General features: G+C 65.8%; 15 protein-coding genes. 5 read left to right on the forward strand and 10 right to left on the reverse strand.

Annotation, left to right across the window (positions count from 1 at the left end; translation table 11 throughout):
- Nucleotides 1-6: 6 nt before the first annotated feature.
- The 7 genes from A5777_RS19010 to sucC all read right to left on the reverse strand — a co-directional run bounded on the left by A5777_RS19010 (nt 7) and on the right by sucC (nt 7,751).
- Nucleotides 7-1,101: a methionine ABC transporter ATP-binding protein gene (locus A5777_RS19010; protein ID WP_197502422.1), complete on the reverse strand. Its 1,095-nt coding sequence runs from the start codon at nt 1,099-1,101 to the stop codon at nt 7-9.
- Nucleotides 1,091-1,963 (reverse strand): MetQ/NlpA family ABC transporter substrate-binding protein, encoded by an 873-nt coding sequence (locus tag A5777_RS19015; RefSeq protein WP_064863827.1) that lies wholly within the window; start codon nt 1,961-1,963, stop codon nt 1,091-1,093. Before A5777_RS19015 ends, A5777_RS19010 begins: the two co-directional genes overlap by 11 nt.
- Before the next feature lie 163 nt (nt 1,964-2,126).
- Entirely contained in the window at nt 2,127-4,079 is a 1,953-nt protein-coding gene (locus A5777_RS19020; RefSeq protein WP_064863828.1) for a carboxyl transferase domain-containing protein, read from the reverse strand.
- Between the two features lie 77 nt (nt 4,080-4,156).
- A complete protein-coding gene (locus A5777_RS19025) occupies nt 4,157-4,717 on the reverse strand; it encodes an RDD family protein (protein WP_064863829.1) in 561 nt (186 codons plus the stop codon).
- On the reverse strand, nt 4,704-5,465 hold the full coding sequence (locus tag A5777_RS19030; protein ID WP_064863830.1) for a hypothetical protein: 762 nt from the start codon (nt 5,463-5,465) through the stop codon (nt 4,704-4,706). Before A5777_RS19030 ends, A5777_RS19025 begins: the two co-directional genes overlap by 14 nt.
- Before the next feature lie 205 nt (nt 5,466-5,670).
- Nucleotides 5,671-6,573, reverse strand: coding sequence for a succinate--CoA ligase subunit alpha (sucD, locus tag A5777_RS19035; RefSeq protein ID WP_064863831.1), 903 nt, complete (start codon nt 6,571-6,573; stop codon nt 5,671-5,673).
- Between the two features lie 14 nt (nt 6,574-6,587).
- The gene (gene sucC, locus A5777_RS19040) at nt 6,588-7,751 is read right to left on the reverse strand and encodes an ADP-forming succinate--CoA ligase subunit beta (RefSeq protein WP_064863832.1); all 1,164 of its coding nucleotides are present in this window, start codon (nt 7,749-7,751) and stop codon (nt 6,588-6,590) included.
- 460 nt (nt 7,752-8,211) lie between these two features.
- Here sucC and A5777_RS19045 point away from each other — a divergent pair, with 460 nt between their 5' ends.
- The gene (locus tag A5777_RS19045) at nt 8,212-9,381 is read left to right on the forward strand and encodes a M23 family metallopeptidase (protein WP_064863846.1); all 1,170 of its coding nucleotides are present in this window, start codon (nt 8,212-8,214) and stop codon (nt 9,379-9,381) included.
- 86 nt (nt 9,382-9,467) lie between these two features.
- Here A5777_RS19045 and A5777_RS19050 read toward each other — a convergent pair whose 3' ends face one another.
- Both A5777_RS19050 and A5777_RS19055 read right to left on the reverse strand, forming a co-directional pair.
- Nucleotides 9,468-11,978 (reverse strand): UvrD-helicase domain-containing protein, encoded by a 2,511-nt coding sequence (locus A5777_RS19050; RefSeq protein WP_064863833.1) that lies wholly within the window; start codon nt 11,976-11,978, stop codon nt 9,468-9,470.
- Nucleotides 11,979-12,010: 32 nt separating this feature from the next.
- Entirely contained in the window at nt 12,011-14,014 is a 2,004-nt protein-coding gene (locus A5777_RS19055; RefSeq protein ID WP_231895115.1) for a hypothetical protein, read from the reverse strand.
- Between the two features lie 47 nt (nt 14,015-14,061).
- Between A5777_RS19055 and A5777_RS19060 the strand changes: the two genes are divergently transcribed.
- Nucleotides 14,062-14,430, forward strand: coding sequence for a chorismate mutase (locus A5777_RS19060; RefSeq protein WP_039856226.1), 369 nt, complete (start codon nt 14,062-14,064; stop codon nt 14,428-14,430).
- A gap of 99 nt (nt 14,431-14,529) precedes the next feature.
- A complete protein-coding gene (pgi, locus tag A5777_RS19065; protein ID WP_064863835.1) occupies nt 14,530-16,206 on the forward strand; it encodes a glucose-6-phosphate isomerase in 1,677 nt (558 codons plus the stop codon).
- 1 nt (nt 16,207) lies between these two features.
- Here the strand turns inward: pgi and A5777_RS19070 are convergent, their stop codons facing one another.
- Nucleotides 16,208-16,741: a hypothetical protein gene (locus A5777_RS19070; protein ID WP_064863836.1), complete on the reverse strand. Its 534-nt coding sequence runs from the start codon at nt 16,739-16,741 to the stop codon at nt 16,208-16,210.
- An 18-nt stretch (nt 16,742-16,759) separates the two neighbouring features.
- On the opposite strand from A5777_RS19070, the gene A5777_RS19075 reads away from it, so the two are divergent.
- Nucleotides 16,760-17,425 carry a hypothetical protein gene (locus A5777_RS19075; RefSeq protein WP_231895116.1) on the forward strand — a complete coding sequence of 222 codons (666 nt, stop codon included), beginning with the start codon at nt 16,760-16,762 and terminating at the stop codon, nt 17,423-17,425.
- A 95-nt stretch (nt 17,426-17,520) separates the two neighbouring features.
- Nucleotides 17,521-20,025, forward strand: a 2,505-nt coding sequence (locus A5777_RS19080; RefSeq protein ID WP_064863838.1) for an HAD-IC family P-type ATPase, incomplete at its 3' end; no start/stop codon positions are given.

The following is a 20,025-nucleotide window of genomic DNA, read 5'->3' on the forward strand; positions in this document are numbered from 1 at the left end:
GGGCGGTCACTGCTGTGCCTCCTCGTGTACGACGACGCCGTCGATGCGCACCAGTTGCGCACGCGCAGCGTCGACCGACGGTGCGTCGCCAATGATCTCGTAGGTCAATGCGCCGAACGGTCGACCCGCGATGTCGCTGATGCCGCCCGCGATCACCGTCGACCGAGCGCCGTGCTCCGCGACGGCCGCGGGTAGGTCGAATGTGACGTCCTGATGACCGCTAGCGGCAGCGTCGTCGCGCACCGACACGGTTGCGAGGAGTCCAGGGTGCCGGGCGCGCAGCGTCGCCAACGCATCGGCGTCCGGGACTCCCGCGACGGCGTGTCGCAACAGTCCTCGTGTGACGTCCGACGTGGGATGCTCGAAGACGGAGTACACATCTCCGTTGTCGACGAGCCGACCCCGATCGAGGACCGCGACCGACTCGCACACGTCACGCACGACATCCATCTCGTGGGTGATCACGACGATCGTCGTACCGAGATCGGAGTTGATGCGCCGCAACAACTTCAGGGTGTCCGACGTCGTCTGCGGATCGAGCGCGCTCGTCGCCTCGTCGGCGATGAGAATCGACGGCGAGGTGGCGAGTGCTCGCGCGATTCCGACGCGCTGCTTCTGTCCGCCCGAGAGCGCTGCGGGCCATTGATCGGCCTTGTCGGCAATGCCAACGAAGTCGAGTAGCTCCTCGATTCGACTGCGCCGCTTGTCCTTCGGAAAGTGAGCGACCTTCAAAGCGAAGTCGACGTTGCCCGCCACGGTCCGCGAGTTGAACAGATTGAACTGCTGGAAGATCATGCCGATATCGGTACGCAGCCGGTTGAGCTCCCGCTCCGACGCCCGGCTGTGTTCTGCACCGTGCACGAATACCTGCCCACTGGTTGGCCGTTCGAGACCGTTGATGAGCCTGGCGAGCGTCGACTTTCCGGCACCGGACGGACCGATGATCCCGACGATCTCCCCCGAGCGGACACTCAGATCGATCCCGTCGAGGACTTTCGGCCCAGACTTGTCGAAACGCTTTGAGACGCCGACGAAGTCAATCGCGGTGTCGGACCCCGCAGATGAACCGAGGTCCGACGCCGCGTCGACGTCAGGAGCCATTGGTGTTGACGGACGCCTGTAGGTCCTTCGTCGTCTGTTGGAGCTCGGAGGCCGAATTGTCCTTGATCACACCGCTATCGCCGAGTGAACGCTTGACGGCGGCGATCACCTCGGGGTCGTGGTAGATCTTCACCAGCTTTGCATAGGTGGGGTTGTCCTTGTCGTCGTTGCGGGCGACGAACGCGTTGATGTACGGCTTGGCCCCGGCCGAGTTGGGATCGTCGGACGCGATGATCTGGTCCTTGGTCAGCTTCGCCGACGTCGCGTAGTTGTTGTTGACGATCGCGGCGTCGACCGAATCCAGATTGGCCGCTGTCTGACCGGCGTCGACGGCGATGACCTTCACCTTCGACTTGCCCTGGTCGATGTCGGCGAGGGTCGAGAACGCATTGCCCGGCTTGGTGAGCGTGATCAAACCCGCCTGTTCGAGAACCAGTAGTCCGCGCGCCTGGTTGGTCGGGTCATTGGGGATCGCGACCTGCCCACCCTGAGGGATCTCCGACACCGACTTGTGCTTGGTCGAGTACAGCGGCAACGGGTAGACGGCCGTCGCACCGATCGGCACCAGATTCTGCTTGTTCTTCGCGTTGTACGTGGCGAGGTAAAGCAGGTGCTGGAACTCGTTGAGGTCGAGTTCACCCTCTGCGAGAGCAGGATTGGGCTGGTTGTAGTCGGTGAAGTTCACCAGCTCGACGTCGATGCCCTGCGCAGAAGCCTTCTGCTTGAACACATTCCAGTATTCCTCGGACGCGTCGGCGACACCGATCTTGACCTTCGACGAGTCGTCGTCGCCACCGCAGGCCGTCAGCACCGCCCCACCGAACACGAGCAACAACAAGACGGCGAGAACTTTCGACCGCACGACGACCTCCGCGAATCACAATCGACACTGATCTGACTCTGCAAAACGCTAATGCCCGTACACCGAGCTTCCGACCACGCGCCGATGTCACGATCATCACCCACCATGCGGACCTGCGGATTCGACGCGACGTCGAATTGTGTTCACGATGAACGGAAGTGGCTCACTCGACGAACCCGCCCGCGGTCAGATGCTCGAGCAGGCCGTCGGTGAGTGGCAGCGCGCGCATCTCGTCGACCGTGAACCATCCGGCGTCAGCGGCATCGTCGGCTGCCCTCACCGTGCCACCGACCGGAACTGCGACGAAATCGTGGATTTCGAAGACCCCTCCCCTGCCGTCGGGGATGTCGACCACCCATGCCTTGGCGCCGACCGCGACGTCGAGTCCGGTCTCCTCTGCGATCTCGCGGATCACCGCCGCGACGAGTATGTCTTCGTCGTCACGGGGTCCGTGGGGACCGACGGCGTCGACCGGATCGACCTTGCCGCCGGGCACCGTCCACCGGCCGGCTTGGGGGTCGCGAAGTCGCTGCACCAGAAGAAATCGTCCGTCGTCGTCGCGAATGATCGCACCGACGGCGAGTATTCGACGTCCGCGCCTGTCTGCCGAATGACGCACACGCCGTCGATGATCGGGTATGAGCCCCGCCAACACCCGGCCGATACTCGCGCGGAGGTCGCCCGCTGCGTCGGCTCCCCAGTGCACGATCTCGTCGATCTCACCGTGTTCGGCGAGGTCGGTGGCCGCAATACCCTGTGCCGCAGCGAGTTCTGGTGCGTGCTCCGTGTCACGATGCACGATGACACTCGCACCCTCCGGCGGCAGAGGCGACAGCCACGCGTCGTGCGCGGCGAGTCGACGATCCGTCGGGAACAACGCGAGCGCCGCGCCACCGGCCCCCCCACCGAGCAGCACCGACACCGTTGGCCGCGGCACAGCGATGAGATCTGCCAGACAGAGCGCGATCTCACGCGCGAGACCACCCTCTTCGGCGTCGACGGACAGGTCTGCGCCCGGTGTGTCGATCACCGTGACGACGGGCAGGCGCAGTTCGGTCGCCAACACCAGACCTCGCCGGGCGACCCGCAGGTCAGCAGGGCCGATCAGCCGACCGTCGGCCTGCACTGCCCTGTCCTGCCCGACCACCACGGCCGTCGCTCGCCCGAATCGACTCAGCGCCAGGACAATTGGACCGGTGTCGTGGATCACGGCGGTGCCGGAATCGAGCAGCAGCGCGCGCAGCCCGCGACGGCCTGCGGCGCGCGTCGCCAGCACGCTGGGCCAGGTCTCGACAAGCTCGACCAGCGGAGACGGGACGTCGACCAACGGAGATGGGACCTCGACCGGCGGAGATGGGGCGGCGACCGGCGGGAGAAGGGCGTCGACCAACGGGGATGAGGCGTCGACCGGCGGGTCGGTCGGCGGAGACAGCGGCTCGGCCGGCAGATCAGCGGGCTCGGCAAGCAATGCGACGACCTGGGCTACGCGTCCCGGGAGTTCGCGCAGCGGCACGATGGCGTCAACGATGCCGTGGGCGGCCAGATTCTCCGACACCTGCACGCCGTCGGGAAAAGGCTTGTGGTGCAGGCCTTCGTAGACTCGCGGTCCGAGGAACCCGATGAGCGCGCCGGGTTCGGCCCAGGTGATGTGCCCCAGAGAACCCCACGAGGCGAACACCCCGCCGGTGGTCGGGTTGCGCAGATACACGAGGTACGGCAACCCCGCTCGTCGGTGACTGCCGACCGCCTCGGCGATCGACGCCATTTGCAGGAAGGCGGCCGTGCCCTCCTGCATTCGAGTGCCACCGGAAGCGGGCAGTGCCAGCACCGGAAGTCGCTCACGTGTCGCGCGTCGAACAGCGTTGACCACACGCTCACCGGCGGCGCGCCCGATCGATCCGCCCAGGAACCCGAATTCGCTGATAACCAACACAATCGGAGCGCCGGAGATCTCTCCGACCCCGGTGATCACCGACTCGTCGATACCGGTTCGCTTGCGAGCACGCCCCAACGCCGCGGCGTAGTCCCGGTCGAGCTCAACGTAGCTGGGCGCTTCGTCCCAGGACTGCCAGGTGCCGTCGTCGACGAGGGCGGTCACCAGTTCCAGTGCCGTCATTCGCCCGCCGTCATTCCCACCGACTCAACCACCTCACCAACGCTAGTCGGCGACCTGGCTTCGGCGGGTGAAGAACCTCAGCGCGAGTACACGACTCGCGTCCGCAGGATCAGGTCGGCAACCGAGCGTCGCTTTGTGTCGACGCCGGCCCACAGCAGTCCGATGGCGAAGAACACGCAGATCGCAGCCCGAATCACAGCCACGGATGGCCGCACACGATCTCCCTTGCGATTCACCACCCGAATGCCCATCACGACGCTCCCCAACGTGCGCCCAGACACCGCCCAACACGTCGCGAGGTAGACGATCGACACGACGACGAATGCACCGACCGTGAAGATCCCGTTGGTGCTCGGCATCGAAAAGTCGTGGACGTTGTAGAGCAGTCGGGCCATCACGACGCCCAGGTAGATGGCACTCATGATGACCAGCACGACGATCAGGTCGATGACCGCACCAACTCCGCGACTCACGATGCCGGCCGACTTCGCGGTGTCGTGCACCGCGTGGGCCTTGGTCTTTCTGGCCTCTGAGCGAGCGGCGTGCTCGTCGGCGGCGGTATCGGAGGTATCGCCGCCGTCGGGTTCATGGTGCGAATCGGATTCGGACGAATCCCGTTGGGGCTCAATCACGCTCACCGGATTCCACCTCCGCGGCCACGCGTCGGCGCAGCAGCCGGCCGACCATGACGGCGACGGCGTCGTCGGCGCGTTCGCTGGTGCTGCGTACGTCGGTCATTCCGTCGGCGGTGACCGACGTGCTCGCCTCGCGGATGATCCCGGGAAGGTCGACGCCGTCGATGACGACGTCGGCGAGGCCGATGAGGTCGACGCGGTTGATCACGGCGTCGACGTCCACATGCGAGACGGCACGGTCGAGGTCGACGGTGTCGATGATCGCGTCCAGGTCGACGGTCGCGATGACCGCTTCGATGTCGACGCGCGCGACCGCAGCGTCGAGGTCCACCCGAGCGACCGCAGCGTCGAGATCGACCCGCGCGACCGCAGCGTCGAGATCAACCCGCGCGACAATGGCTTCGAGGTCGAGAAGGTCGACGATCGCGTCCATGTCGACCGACGCGATGATCTTGTCGAGATCGACGTTGTCGAGCACCAGCGCGGTGAGGTCGATCTCGGACGTGAACACGGCCACGACCTCGCGGATCAGCGCACTCATACCCGCCTGCGCTCCGGCGGTTGCCAACACTCCTGCGGAATCGACGACGTCGTGCGCCCTTCGCCGGGCATCGCGTACAGCAGATCCGGCAACCGGGACCTGCTCGGCAACGTCGATCATCCTCGACACCGCGCGGACCGGCAGCCCGATCAGTCCGAAGACACTGGCACCACCTCGGTCATCACGCTGTGCACCGGCATCGTTGCTCACACGAGAAGTATGGCACCGCAACGAGTCCGATACGGTGCGCACTTCACGAGATCGCACCCACCCGCGAAGTCAGTTCCTTCCCGCGACCGTGACGTCGTTCGCGGGAGCACACCACAGTCGCGTGAGCATGACCTCGGAAAAGACTCACCCCCGCGTCGCGCGGGTGCGCTACGCGGGGGTGGATCACGAACCGGGGTCTACGCGGTCACAGATTCTCGTAGAGCTCGCGGGCCAGCTTGGCGGTCTCGCTCGGCGTCTTGCCGACCTTCACGCCTGCCGCCTCGAGGGCTTCCTTCTTCGCCTGCGCGGTGCCGGAACTACCCGACACGATCGCACCTGCGTGACCCATCGTCTTGCCCTCGGGCGCGGTGAAGCCCGCGACATATCCGACCACGGGCTTCGAGACGTTGGCCTTGATGTACTCGGCAGCACGCTCCTCGGCGTCGCCACCGATCTCGCCGATCATCACGATGACCTTGGTGTCGGGGTCCTTCTCGAAGGCCTCGATGGCGTCGATGTGTGTCGTGCCGATGACCGGGTCGCCACCAATGCCGATGGCGGTCGAGAAGCCGAGGTCACGCAGCTCGTACATCATCTGGTACGTCAGGGTGCCCGACTTCGAGACGAGACCGATCGGGCCCTTGCCGGTGATGTTCGCCGGGGTGATGCCGACCAGCGACTCCTCCGGCGTGATGATGCCGGGGCAGTTCGGGCCGATGATGCGCGTCTTGGCGCCCTTGTCGACGTTGTAGGCCCACGCGTACGCGGTGTCCTGCACGGGGATGCCCTCGGTGATGACGACGAGAAGCGGGATCTCCGCGTCGATCGCCTCGATGATGGCGTCCTTGGAGAACTTCGGCGGCACGAACGCGATCGACGTGTCGGCACCGGTCTTCTCGATCGCCTCGGCGACAGATCCGAAGACCGGCAACTCGATGTCGTTGCCGTCGGAGTCCTTGTGGGTGACGGTGGTGCCGGCCTTGCGCGCGTTGACGCCGCCGACGACGTTGGTGCCTGCCTTGAGCATCAGCGCGGTGTGCTTGGTGCCCTCACCGCCGGTGATGCCCTGGACGATGACCTTGTTGTCCTTGTTCAGAAAGATCGACATTGATTCGTCGCCCCTTACTTGCTCGCCAGTTCGGCAGCCTTGTCGGCGCCTGCGTCCATCGTTTCGGCGAGCGTCACCAGGGGGTGATTCGCATCGGCCAGGATCTTGCGGCCTTCTTCGACCTTGTTGCCGTCGAGGCGGACCACCAGAGGCTTGTTGGCCTCGTCGCCGAGCTTATTGAGCGCACCGACGATGCCGTTGGCCACCGCGTCGCACGCGGTGATGCCGCCGAAGACGTTGACGAACACGCTCTTGACCTGCTCGTCTCCGAGGATGACGTCGAGACCGGCAGCCATGACCTCGGCCGACGCGCCGCCGCCGATGTCGAGGAAGTTGGCAGGCTTGACGCCGTTGTGGTTCTCACCCGCGTAGGCGACGACGTCGAGCGTGCTCATCACGAGTCCCGCGCCGTTGCCGATGATTCCGACCTGGCCGTCGAGCTTGACGTAGTTGAGGTCGTTCTCCTTGGCCTTCTGCTCGAGAGGATCGGTGGCGTCCTTGTCCTCGAACTCGGCGTGGTCGGGGTGACGGAAGTCGGCGTTCTCGTCCAGTGTCACCTTGCCGTCGAGGGCGAGGATCTGATCGTCGGGGGTGCGGACCAGCGGATTGACCTCGACCAGCGTGGCGTCTTCTGCGACGAAGACCTCCCACAGCTTGGCGATGGTCACGGCAGCGGCGTCGAGCACCTCGGCGGGCAGGTGACCCTGCTCGGCGATCGATCGCGCGGTGGCGATGTCGACACCCTTGACGGCGTCGACGGGCACCTTGGCCAGCCGCTCCGGCTTGGTCGCTGCGACTTCTTCGATCTCCATGCCGCCCTCCACCGAGCACATCGCCAGGTAAGTGCGGTTGGCGCGATCGAGAAGGAAGGAGATGTAGTACTCCTCGGCGATGTCGCTGGCTTCCGCGACGAGGAGTTTCTTGACGATGTGCCCCTTGATGTCGAGGCCCAGGATGTTTTCTGCGTTGGTCTGCGCGTCGTCAGGGGTCGCGGCGTACTTCACGCCGCCTGCCTTGCCACGTCCGCCGGTCTTGACCTGCGCCTTGATCATCACGGGCTTGCCGATTTCCTCGGCGATCGCTCGTGCATCGGTGGCGGAGTCGGTGACCCGACCGGGTGTGGTGGGAACCCCATGCTTGGCGAACAGTTCCTTCGCCTGGTATTCGAAGAGATCCATTCAGCTCACCATTTCGTCGTTGTGCCCGCTGATGTTGGGTGTAACACGGGCCATATCGGACTCTAAACCTGCCGGACACAGCCCTGATGGGGGCCTCCGTGGCTTGTGCGACAGATCACTCGTTCGGTCGGCGGTCCCCATCGCAGGACACCGGCCATGGATCAGCGCGCCACGCTCCTCGTATAGAGTCTGCCCTCGGCCCGGCGTACGCGGGCACGAAGTCGGGAAGAAGGGCGCAGCGCAACGGTTTTGGGTGAGATTCGACATCTAGAACACCGTCTTCAGGATGGGTGTATGCACAGCCGGTATTGGTGACTCAGCTCACATTTGAGCGGGTTCTTACCGTCGATCGTTGGACTTGCCGCAATCGTTTCGTTACCGTCAGTCGAGCAGAGCGGATCACGAATCGGTCACGAACAGTAACAAGACCGATATCGGGAACGAAGCAACAGGAATTGAGGTGGGCGACTTGGCGGAACGCGGAGCTCCGAGCAGGTCGACGTCGACGGTGGGCACCGTGGCATCACGACGCGGAAATACCTACGACGACATCCCGGCCGAGGAGATGACCGCGATCATCCCGATCGACGACCTCGACTCGTACGATCCCTGGGCCGCCGATTCCGCCGAGCGCGAGTACGCCGACGGTTACGACCAGACAACATGGTCGCCGTCCACGTGGGACCCCTACTACCGGCCCACCCGCTCCGAACTGACGCAGGACATCCTCATTCCCGAGGGCGGATTCGAGGCGTACGCCGACGATCCCTTCGAGAGCGAGGGCGCGCAGCTCGATTCGTTCCCCGCCGACGCCGACCTCGACCTCACCCACAGCGGGGAGATCGACCTACGGCCCGCTGAGAAGCCGTTCCGGCAGGTTCCCGAGCCCCGCCGCACCCGCACCCGCGGAAAGCACCGCCTTGCCGCACCCCCGACCGCTCTGCGCGGGGGTCGTGCAGCCCTCATCGCCATGGCCGCAGGCGCAGCAGTCGCCGCGGCAGCCCACGCCGGCACCACCGAGAAGGCGCCGGCACCCGCGACAACGCCCACCAATACCGCGAACGTCGACAATGCAGCTCCCGTCGCCGATCTGGGACCGGGAGTCGCGGCGCCCGACAACTCCTCGCAGGACATGAGCGTCTTCACCTCGCAGCTCGCAGAGGGCGAACAGCTCGTCAAGGACGAGGCTGCACGCAAGGCGGCCGCGAGCCGTCCGTACTTCGAGTCACCGGTCCCGCTCGGCGTCTACCAATTCACCTCCGGCTTCGCGATGCGCTGGGGCAGCATGCACGGCGGCGTCGACTTCGCCGCCCCGCTCGGTACCCCGATCCACGCGGCGACCGACGGTGTCATCAAAGAAGCCGGACCGGCGTCGGGCTTCGGTAACTGGATTCAGGTCCAAGCCGCCGACGGTACGGTCACCGTGTACGGCCACATGTACTCGTCCGGTGTGCTGGTTCAGAAGGGCCAGACCGTCAAGGCGGGCGACGTGATCGGCCTCGTCGGCTCCGACGGTCAGTCGACCGGCCCGCACTGCCACTTCGAGGTCTGGAAGAACGGCACCACCAAGATCGACCCGGCCCCGTGGCTCGCCGAGCACGGCGTCCGGATGTCGGCCTACACGGGCTGAGTCACCTCACCCGACCCTGATCCGGGGGCCCAACCTACCGGGTCGCTCTGACCCGTCGGTCGAGCGATACCCCGCTGGTCGAGACCTCAGAGCTTGTCGCCCGGAATTCCGCCCGCGGTCAGCAAGGTGATACGACCGGTCTTGCCGCCGTAGTCGATGACCACCCGCTCGGTGGCACCGCTCCCCTCTTTGCCCACTACCTTCCCCATGCCGTACTTGGGATGGTTGTGTCGATCGCCGACGTCGAGGTGGATCTGCTTGTTCCGGCCGCGATTGGGGTCGGTCGAGTACTGCGAGCGACCCAGCGTGCGCGACGATCCGCTGTCGGATCGCCCGAAAACGCCTCCGGTGGAACCGAATCCACGCGCGCCCCGTCGAGGCTCGGTGCGTCGCCAATCGATGAGATGTTGCGGGATCTCTTGCAGGAAGCGCGATTCCGGATTGGAGACGGGTTGCCCCCAGGATGCGCGCGTTACCGAACGGGTCAGGTAGAGCCGTTCCTTGGCGCGGGTGATGCCGACGTAGGCGAGTCGACGCTCCTCGCTCAACTCCGCCGGGTCGCCCAGGGCACGCATGTGCGGGAAATGGCCGTCCTCCCAGCCGGTGACGAACACGACCGGAAACTCGAGCCCCTTCGCGGTGTGCAATGTCATCAGAGTGACGACGCCGTCGCCCTCGTCGGGCACCTGATCGGCGTCGGCGACGAGCGCGACCTTCTCGAGGAAGGCGGCCAGTGAACCGGGTTCGGGTTCGCCGTCGGTTCCGCCCATGTCTTCGTCGCTATCCGCGTCGTCGTCGAATTCGACGTCGAGTTCGGCTGCCTCCGTGCTGAATTCGGCTGCGACGGAGATCAGCTCGTTGAGATTGTCGAGGCGTGCGGCGTCTTGCGGGTCGCTCGAACCCTCCAGCTCAGCCCGATACCCGCTGCGGTCGACGATGGCGGCGACCAGCTCTCCGATGTCGGCACCCTCCTCCGTCGCGTCGGACACGGTCGCGACGTCGGCGCCCTCGTCGTCGGCTTGGCCGAAGGTGGTCAGGAAGTCGAGGCGCAATCCCTCGATCAGGTCGACGAATCCACCGATCTGTTTGACCGCGCGCGAATTGAGCAGGGCCACTTTGCCTTCGGCGCCGTCGAGCAGCGCCTGATAGAAGCTGACACCCGCGTTCTCGGCGTGCACCGCGACGCACGCCTCGGCGCGGTCGCCGATGCCACGTCGGGGTGTGTTGAGGATGCGGCGCAGACTCACCGAATCGTCGGGATTGGCGACGGTGCGCAGGTAGGCCACGACGTCGCGGACCTCCTTGCGCTCGTAGAAGCGGGTGCCGCCGACCACCTTGTACGGAATACCGTGGCGCACAAAGACTTCTTCGATCGGTCGTGAGCCGGTGTTGGTTCGGTAGAACACGGCGATGTCGGAGTATTTGTACGACTCCGACACCCCGCCGATGGTGTGGTCGGTGAGGCGTTCGATCTCGGTGCCGATGAACATCGACTCGTCGCGGTCGGAATCCGACACGTAGCCGACGATGAGCTCACCGTCGCCCGAATCGGTCCACAGCCGCTTCTCACGTCGATTCGGGTTGCGCGCGATCACCGCGTTCGCGGCGGACAGGATGGTCTGCGTGGAGCGGTAATTCTGTTCGAGCAGAATGGTTTCCGCGTTCGGGAAGTCGCGCTCGAACTCCTCGATGTTGCGGATCGTCGCGCCACGGAACGCGTAGATCGACTGATCGGCATCGCCGACGACGCACAGTTCCGACGGCTCGACGGCGCGGGCATCGGCGGCGGAGTCGTCTGAGGTGCTGCCGAGTACCAACTCGCGCACCAACACGTACTGGGCGTGGTTGGTGTCCTGGTACTCGTCGACCAGTACGTGGCGGAAGCGTCTGCGGTAATACTCGGCGACCTCGGGGTGGCGTTGCAGCAACCCGACGGTCTCGCCGATCAGGTCGTCGAAGTCGAAGGCATTCGCGGTGCGCAGCCTGCGCTGGTATTCGGCGTAGATCTGCGCGATCGCCTGCTCGGTCGGGTCGCCCTGCGCTGTCGAGGTGATGGCTTCGTCGGGCGTGACCAGTTCGTTCTTGTAGTTCGAGATGATCACCGACACCCCGCGCGGCGCGAACTTCTTGGGGTCGAGGTCGAGATCTCGGATGATCATGCCGAGGAGCCGCTTGGAGTCGTCGGCGTCGTAGATCGAGAAGTTGGAGTTACGGCCCTCCAGGAGCGCCGACTGTGCACGCAGAATGCGCACGCAGGTGGAGTGGAAGGTCGAGATCCACATGAAGTTGGCGCGCGGACCGACGAGGCCGATGACGCGCTCACGCATCTCGGCGGCGGCTTTGTTGGTGAAGGTGATCGCCAGGACCTGACCGGGCGAGACGTCGCGCTCGGCGAGCAGGTAGGCGATGCGGCGGGTCAGCACCGCGGTCTTGCCCGACCCCGCGCCCGCCACGATCAGTAGCGGCGAGCCGGAATGCAACACAGCCTCGCGCTGCTGCGGATTGAGCCCGGCGAGCAGGCGCGCGGACGCGTCGTCGGGGCTTGCTGCCGGAGCGCGGCCGGCGGGCGTGGCGGGGGTGCGGGTGGAACTGGTCATCGAGAGTTCAGGTTACTCGCCACCACCGACACTCAGCCCCCGAGGAGGCGCGCGTCGACAACCTCACCCACACGCCCCGCTCCGGTGTGCAGTGCGAGGCCGGGCGTGAGCGGCCGAACGTCGAGTTCGGTGCCGCGACCGTCGAGTTGCACGTAGACGACGTGCAACCCGGCTGTGACCGGCACCGTGACGGGCGCTCCACCGTCGAGCGAGAAATGCACCTGCCCAGCGGAATTGGCGCAGTATCCCAGTGCGATGGTCCATTGCCACTGGATCAGCGGACCGTCGAGTCGGAGTCGGCTCGGGCCGTCGAGTTCGGGTCGCGCGCACGACCCGCGCCCGGCGGTGATCGAGCGCCGCGGCGTCACGGCACCGGGCACGGCGTTGCCCGAGTTGTCGAGCACGATGAGACGGTCGGTGTGGGTGCCGAATGTCGGCCGATCACGCAGCTTGCCGAAGGTATGACTGATCTGGTTCTCCGGATAGGCGACCGGAAGCAACACCTCGAGGGGTAGTGCCTGGTCGAACATCGTCGTGTCCTTGTTCGCGGCGAGTGCGCGCTTGGCGTTCGCGAGATACGGGCCGGTCGGATCGTCATTCCACGACGCCGAGTAGGCCGCGGTGGAGATGATCGACGACGCGACCGCGAACGCCACGGCCATGACGCCGACGAGCAGCAGCGGCGATGTACCCGCCTCGCGTGCGTGCCGCGCGGGACCCCGATCGGCGCCATCCGTCTGCGACGCCCCGGTAGACGCACGGTTCGGCGAGATCAGGAGCAGCGTGAACGCCAGAGCCAACACCAGCGCGGCGTCGGGGAGATAGCGCATCGTCTGTGCGAGTTCGAGCGCCGTGTTGGCGCTCGACCGATTCCACATGGGCGGGATCTGCACGACCACCACGTACAACGCGACGGCAACGAGCACGCCGATCGCACCGACGCGCGTTCTGATCGCCCAGATGACGAAACCGGCAACCACGATCCAGCCGAGCACGATCATCCAGATCGACGGGAACCCCATCGGCGGAGAAGGTACCCAGCGTTCCCAGTCCCACGGACCTCCCACCAGGGACGGCACGAGCGCCTTGTTGATCGAGCGCCACACCAGTTGCGCGGTCTGCGACACCGAGTGCGTCCCCGCCGTCGCGTCGGAGACCGAGAAGTAGACGATGACCCACACCACGAAGACGACGGTCAGCGGAGTCCACAGCGCGCGACCCCGCGTGAAGGCGACGATGAGCGGGGTACGCGGGAGCGCCGAGACAGTGCGGTCGGCAGGCTCGCCGGTGTCATCCGAGGGCTCTGAGGTGCGGTCGAAACGCACGACCAGCACGGCCGCGATGAAGGCCACCGGCAGGATGAACAGCGACTTCTCGAAGAAGGCGAGCGCGACCACGAAGATCACCGTCGACCTGATGACGACGAGTCGTCGCGACGATTCCGGCACGCGGCCGGTGCACAAGAGAACGGCGTCGGCGACGATCCAGGCCATCGCCGCCTGCATCGGCAACGAGTTGAGGCCTGCGGCCCACCAGATGTACGCGGGCACGGTGAGCGGAGTGAACAGATAGAACGCCAAGGCAGCCAACGCTCCCACCTCGAGCGCGGGTCGTCGACGACCCGCACGGTCACCTCCCGCGGCCGATCCCACCACGCGAATCATTCGCCACACCGACAGCGACGCGAGCGCCTGCAACACGACGAGCGTGACCGCCGGGATCACCCAGTTGACCGGTGCTGCCAGCGTCGACAGCCCGGCGACGAGGAAGGCCGCAGGCATGAAGTGGCCGTCGTGACTCTGGCCCAGGTAGTCCCACGACCAGAGGGGAAGGGTCGACGCGCGGCCGATGAGGATGAGGTCATCCCAGTAGAAGTTGCCGGTTGCGACCAGCCACGCGCGGACCACCAGATGCGCAACGATCAGCACGATCGCCGTCACGACCGTGAGCGAACCGATCCGGCCCGTGAGGGGTCGGTGTCGATGCGGCTCGTCGGATGTGGGTGACTGCGACGTCACCGTCGGGCTGCTCGGCATGGGATCTAGTAGAACCGCCGCGGGTAGCGCGTGGCAAAATCACCCCGGTGAGCGATGCGAGCAACGATCAGAACCCTGCGACGACACCCGACGCCTCGTCGGACGTGCCGGTGCCGTTCGAGGAAACGATCGATCTCGAGTACTACCGTCTCGACCCCTCCATCGACGACCTGTCAGACGAGATCGACGACCTGCGGGTCGAGATCGACCGCCTCGACGCGATCATCCTCGCCGCGATCAAGCGAAGGACTGCCGTGTCGAAAAAGGTCGGCGCCACCCGGATGGCGTCGGGCGGCCCGCGGCTGGTGCATTCGCGCGAGGTGAAGGTCATCGACCGGTTCGCCGTGCTCGGCCAGGAGGGCCACACGCTCGCCATGCTGCTGCTGCGCCTCGGCAGGGGTCCGCTCGGTCGCTGACCGCTCGCCGGGTTCGCGATTGGTGAACCATCGGTTACGAGACGTCGGTCTCCCCTCTTATCGAGCACGCGCCACGCTGTGAAGACCTAGTGTTGGGTCATGGGCACCGACGTCTCCAGCAGCGGCAAGGACATCACCACTACTCAACCCTGGCAGGCGTTGGAGGCTCACAAGCCGATCCTCGCCGCACGCCATCTCCGGGAGTTGTTCGCCGACAACCCCGCCCGTGGACGCGAGCTCACCATCGACGTCGGCGATCTGCACATCGACTACTCCAAACACCTCATCGACACCGAGACCATCGAGCTCCTCCTCTCGCTCGCGCGTGAAGCGAATCTCGAACAGCACCGCGACGACATGTTTGCAGGCGTGCACATCAATACCTCCGAAGACCGCGCGGTTCTGCACACCGCGCTCCGCCTGCCTGCCGACGCGCAACTCGTCGTCGACGGCCAGGACGTCGTGCACGACGTCCACGAGGTGCTCGACGCGATGGGCGCATTCACCGACAAGCTGCGCAGCGGAGAGTGGAAGGGCCACACCGGAAAACCCATCACCGACGTCGTCAACATCGGCATCGGCGGCTCCGACCTCGGGCCCGTGATGGTGTACGGCTCGCTGCGCCACTACGTCGACACCGACATCCGCTGCCACTTCGTGTCCAATGTCGACCCGGCCGACATGGTCGCGACACTCGCCGACCTCGACGCCGAGCAGACACTCTTCATCGTCGCGTCGAAAACCTTCACGACGCTGGAGACGCTGACCAACGCGGCGGCAGCCAAGCGGTGGCTGCTGGAGAAGCTCGGCGCGGGCGAGGACGCCGTCGCCAAGCATTTCGCAGCCGTCAGCACCAACGCGGAGGCGGTGTCGAACTTCGGGATCGACCCGGTCAACATGTTCGGCTTCTGGGACTGGGTCGGTGGCCGCTACTCGGTGGATTCTGCGATCGGCCTCTCGGTGATGGCGGCGACCGGCAAAGAACGCTTCGCCGAATTCCTCGGCGGATTCCGCACCGTCGACACCCATTTCCGTGCGCAGCCGCTGGAGAGCAACGCGCCTGTGCTGCTGGCGTTGATCGGATTCTGGTACTCGAACTTCTGGGACGCGCAGTCGCGGGTGGTGCTTCCCTATTCGAATGACATGGCACGTTTCGCCGCGTACCTGCAGCAGTTGACGATGGAGTCCAACGGCAAGTCGGTCAAGGCCGACGGCGAGCACGTGACCACCGACACCGGCGAGATCTTCTGGGGCGAGCCGGGTACCAACGGCCAGCACGCCTTCTACCAATTGCTCCATCAGGGAACACGTCTGGTGCCCGCCGACTTCATCGGCTTCGCCAATCCCACCGACGATCTGCCCACAGCCGATGACACCGGCTCGATGCACGACCTGCTGATGAGCAACTACTTCGCGCAGACCAAGGTGCTGGCGTTCGGAAAGACCGCGGACGAGATCAGGGCCGAGGGCGTCGACGAGAAGGTGGTGCCGCACAAGGTGATGCCCGGCAACCGCCCATCGACGTCGATACTCGCGTCCGAACTGACCCCGGCGGTGATCGGTCAGTTGATCGCGCTCTACGAGCATCAGGTGTTCGTCGAGGGCACACTATGGGGCATCAACTCATTCGACCAGTGGGGCGTCGAACTCGGCAAGACGCAGGCCAAAGAACTTCTCGGTGTCATCACCGACGCCGAAGCGCCTGCGCAGCAAGCTGATTCGTCGACCGACGCACTGGTGCGCTGGTACCGCGCCGAGCGCGGACGCAAGGCCTGAGTCAGGACCAGCGCTCGTCGTCGAACACCTCGGGCGGGATCTCGTCGCCCGGTTGCACTCCAAGCGCCTCGAGCCGACCCATGAGCGCGGCCGCGACCGCAACGTAGGTGATGAGGTCCTGCGGCTCGTCGGCGCGCTCTGCCGGGTGGCCGCCGAGGAACTCGAGCACGAGCGGCGGCACGCAGTCGCCCATCGCGAGTTCGCGCGTGCCGGTCGCAACCCGCCAGGCGTCGAATTCGGAGACGTCGACGGCGTCGGCGATCTCGCCGTCGCGGACGGCGGCAAGCACTTCGTCGAGGGTGGCGAGCGGTCCCGACGCTCCGCTCGACGGGTCGAAGCCGATGACGGTGTCGGGTGCGAGCTCCTCGTCGTCGTCGAGGGTGAAGTAGACGATCCCGCGCCAATCGGCGCCGATCGCGGTGATGTCGTCGCGCCCGAAGATCGACTCGAGTAACTCGCTCACATCGTCTGCTCGTCGTTGCGAGAAGAGCGCGAACGCGCCATTGGCGACCTCTTGCCCCTGTGTGGAACCCACATCCGATACCTTACGCACGTGAGGACTACCGTTTTGCGGCCGCGACTGCTCGTGGTGTCGCTGGCCTGTGTCGCGGGCGTGCTCGGCATCGCGGCATGCTCGTCGGACTCCGGAGGTACCGCCGAATCCGCGACGTCGGTGCCCCGATCGGCAGCCGTGACCGTCGCACCGGGGCAGCAGCATCCGCGCACAGCGCCCGGAACGACGCTCGACTTCGGCGCCTCCGCGTCGCTGCCTGCCGACGCCTATCGCGCGGGCGGGTCCACGGCGCTCTACACCGTCACCGGCATCACGCAGGGCAAAGACGTGCCGAGCGCGCAAACCCGCGGCGGCACAGCGTATTTCGTCTACGTCACGGTGACGTCTCTGGCACCTCGTCCGGCGCCCGCCCCGAAGGTCCTCGGCCTCGCCGGTTCGGCGGATGGACGCACCGCGGCGCTGACACTGCCGCCGTCGACCTCCCTGAAGGACTGCGCCAACCCGAAGCCCCCCGAAACCATGCGCCGCGGCGACTCCTACGCCACCTGCCTCGTCGCCTACGCCGATGAGGGGCAAAAGCTCACTCGGGTCATCTATTGGGCCGACACCACCGGCGACGACTCGCTCAATTACAAGCAGGCGCCCGTCGTGTGGCGCAATCCGGCCGACGTCGTCAGCAGTTCTCCCGCGCCCCCCGCGGGCTGAGCCGCACAGCCGACGTCGCGCGTTCGCATTAGAGTCTGCGTACAGAGAGGGGTACCGGGACAGCGAGCGCGACGACGGTCTGAGAGGTCTCTACGGTGACGACAACAGATGCGGTGCTGACCGATTCGCACGCTGTGGGACGCTCGGAGGTCCTCGCAGCTCTTGACACCTCCGCACAGGGCCTGACCAGCGCTGACGCGACACAACGACTCGAGCACGTCGGTCCCAATCGACTCGCGGCTGCACGGTCTCGACCGGCAGTGCTGCGCTTCGCCGCACAGTTCAACAACATCCTGATCTACATCCTCATCGGCGCAGGTGTGCTGAAGGCGATCCTCGGCGAATGGATCGACTTCGCGGTCATCGTCGCGGTCGCGGTGATCAATGCCATCGTCGGATTCGTCCAGGAGGGCAGGGCAGAAAGCGCGCTCGCGGGCATCCGGAACATGCTGTCACTGCACGCGCGTGCCCGACGCGATGGCGAGTGGGTCGACGTCGACGCCGAGACCCTCGTCCCGGGCGACGTCGTGTCGATCAGGTCGGGCGATCGTGTGCCTGCCGACATGCGGCTGCTTGAGGCGACCAATCTGCGTATCGAGGAATCGGCGCTGACGGGCGAGTCCGTCCCCGCCGGCAAAGACACCCTCGCGGTCGATGTCGACGCAGGCATCGGCGACCGGCAGTCGATGGCGTACTCGTCCACCATCGTCTCGGCAGGCACCGGCGTCGGGGTGATCACCGCGACCGGACCGTCGACCGAGATCGGTCGAATCCAGTCGATGATCTCTGACATCGAGCAGGTCGACACCCCGCTGACCCAGCGCCTCGAGAAGTTCGGTAAGCAACTCTCCCTCGGCATCCTCGGCCTTGCCGCCGCGATCGTGGTGATCGGCAAGGTCATCCACAACTTCACCATCGACGAGTTGGTCTCGGCTGCAATTGGTTTCGCAGTCGCAGCGATCCCCGAGGGACTTCCCGCCGTGGTCACCATCACGCTGGCGCTCGGTGTGCAGCAGATGGCGCGCCAACACGCGATCACCCGCAAGCTCCCCGCAGTGGAGGCACTCGGCTCGGTCAGTGTGATCTGCTCCGACAAGACCGGCACGCTGACGCAGAACGAGATGACGGTGCGCACCGTCGTCACAGGCACACAACGGTATTCGGTCGGCGGCACCGGCTACGAACCGAGCGGATCCATCACCGCGGACGGTCAGAGCGCTTCGCTGAGCACCGATCCCGATCTCGCGGTCTTCGTCGAGACCATGGCGCTGTGCAACGACGCACGCGTCGCCGAGGTCGATGGGCGTTGGCAACTCATCGGCGAGCCGACGGAGGGCGCGCTGCGAACGCTGGCCCTCAAAGCCGGATTCGACGCCGACGTCGCGCGGCTTGGTGAAGTCCCGTTCGAGTCGCAGAACAAGTTCATGGCGACGCTCTCGGATCTGCCCGACGGCGAGCGCACGATTCTCGTGAAGGGCGCTCCCGACCGCCTACTCGACCGCAGTGAGTTCGAGTTGGACGAGCACGGCGAGCTCCAATCCCTCGACCGACCTCGCTGGGAAAGCGTCATCGACGATCTCAGCGCGCAGGGACTGCGTGTGCTCGCCGCAGCCCGACGACCCGCACCTGACGCCGACTCGCTGACACTCGACGACATCGATCACGGACTGACATTCTTGGGCGTCGCGGGCATCGTCGATCCCCCACGGCCCGAGGCGATCACAGCGATCGCCGACTGCCACAGCGCGGGAATCCGCGTCAAGATGATCACCGGCGACCACGCGGGCACCGCACGCGCGATCGCGGCGGAAATGGGCATCATCGACGATCCGGCCGCCCCCGTGCTCACCGGCGCCGACCTGCAGAAGATGAGTCAGGCACGGCTGCGCGAGGTGGCCGGCGAGGTCGACATCTACGCACGCACCAGCCCCGAGCACAAGCTGCGGATCGTCACCGCACTGCAGGCGCAGGGTGAGATCGTGGCGATGACCGGCGACGGCGTGAACGATGCGCCGGCACTGACCCGCGCCGACATCGGTGTCGCGATGGGCATCAAAGGCACCGAGGCCACCAAGGAGGCCGCGGGCATCGTCCTCGCCGACGACAACTTCGCCACCATCGAGCGTGCGGTCGAAGAGGGCCGTCGGATCTACGACAACATCCGCAAATCCATCCTGTTCCTGCTGCCGACCAACGGCGCGCAGTCGCTGGTGATCCTCGTCGCGATCCTGTTCGGATTCTCGCTCCCGCTGACGCCCGTCCAGATCTTGTGGGTCAACATGATCACTGCCGTGACCCTCTCGCTCGCATTGGTTTTCGAGCCCGCCGAACCCGGGATCATGTCGCGGTCGAGACGATCGACCGACGGTCCGCTGATCGCACGCGGCGACCTCGCAATGATCACCTTTGTCTCGATTCTCGTTGCCGCAGCGGCGATCGCGGTGTACTTCGTGGCGAAGTCGGGCGGGCACTCACTGGCGACCGCACAGACAGCCGCGGTCAACATGCTCGCGCTCGGCCAACTCGCCTACCTGTTCAACTGCCGCTACCTCAGCGGGTCGAGCCTCGAAGTCGGTGCGCTGCGCGGCAATCCGATGGTG

Origin of the sequence: Gordonia sp. 852002-10350_SCH5691597, from assembly GCF_001665715.1 — a bacterium.
In the GTDB taxonomy this organism is placed as follows: domain Bacteria; phylum Actinomycetota; class Actinomycetes; order Mycobacteriales; family Mycobacteriaceae; genus Gordonia; species Gordonia sputi.

Excerpts from the sequence above, each read along its gene's own strand:
- A5777_RS19010 (WP_197502422.1), bottom strand. The coding sequence starts at position 1,101 with ATGGCTCCTGACGTCGACGCGGCGTCGGACCTCGGTTCATCTGCGGGG.
- A5777_RS19020 (WP_064863828.1), bottom strand. The coding sequence starts at position 4,079 with ATGACGGCACTGGAACTGGTGACCGCCCTCGTCGACGACGGCACCTGG.
- sucD (WP_064863831.1), bottom strand. The coding sequence starts at position 6,573 with ATGTCGATCTTTCTGAACAAGGACAACAAGGTCATCGTCCAGGGCATC.
- sucC (WP_064863832.1), bottom strand. The coding sequence starts at position 7,751 with ATGGATCTCTTCGAATACCAGGCGAAGGAACTGTTCGCCAAGCATGGG.
- A5777_RS19050 (WP_064863833.1), bottom strand. The coding sequence starts at position 11,978 with ATGACCAGTTCCACCCGCACCCCCGCCACGCCCGCCGGCCGCGCTCCG.
- A5777_RS19055 (WP_231895115.1), bottom strand. The coding sequence starts at position 14,014 with ATGCCGAGCAGCCCGACGGTGACGTCGCAGTCACCCACATCCGACGAG.
- pgi (WP_064863835.1), top strand. The coding sequence starts at position 14,530 with ATGGGCACCGACGTCTCCAGCAGCGGCAAGGACATCACCACTACTCAA.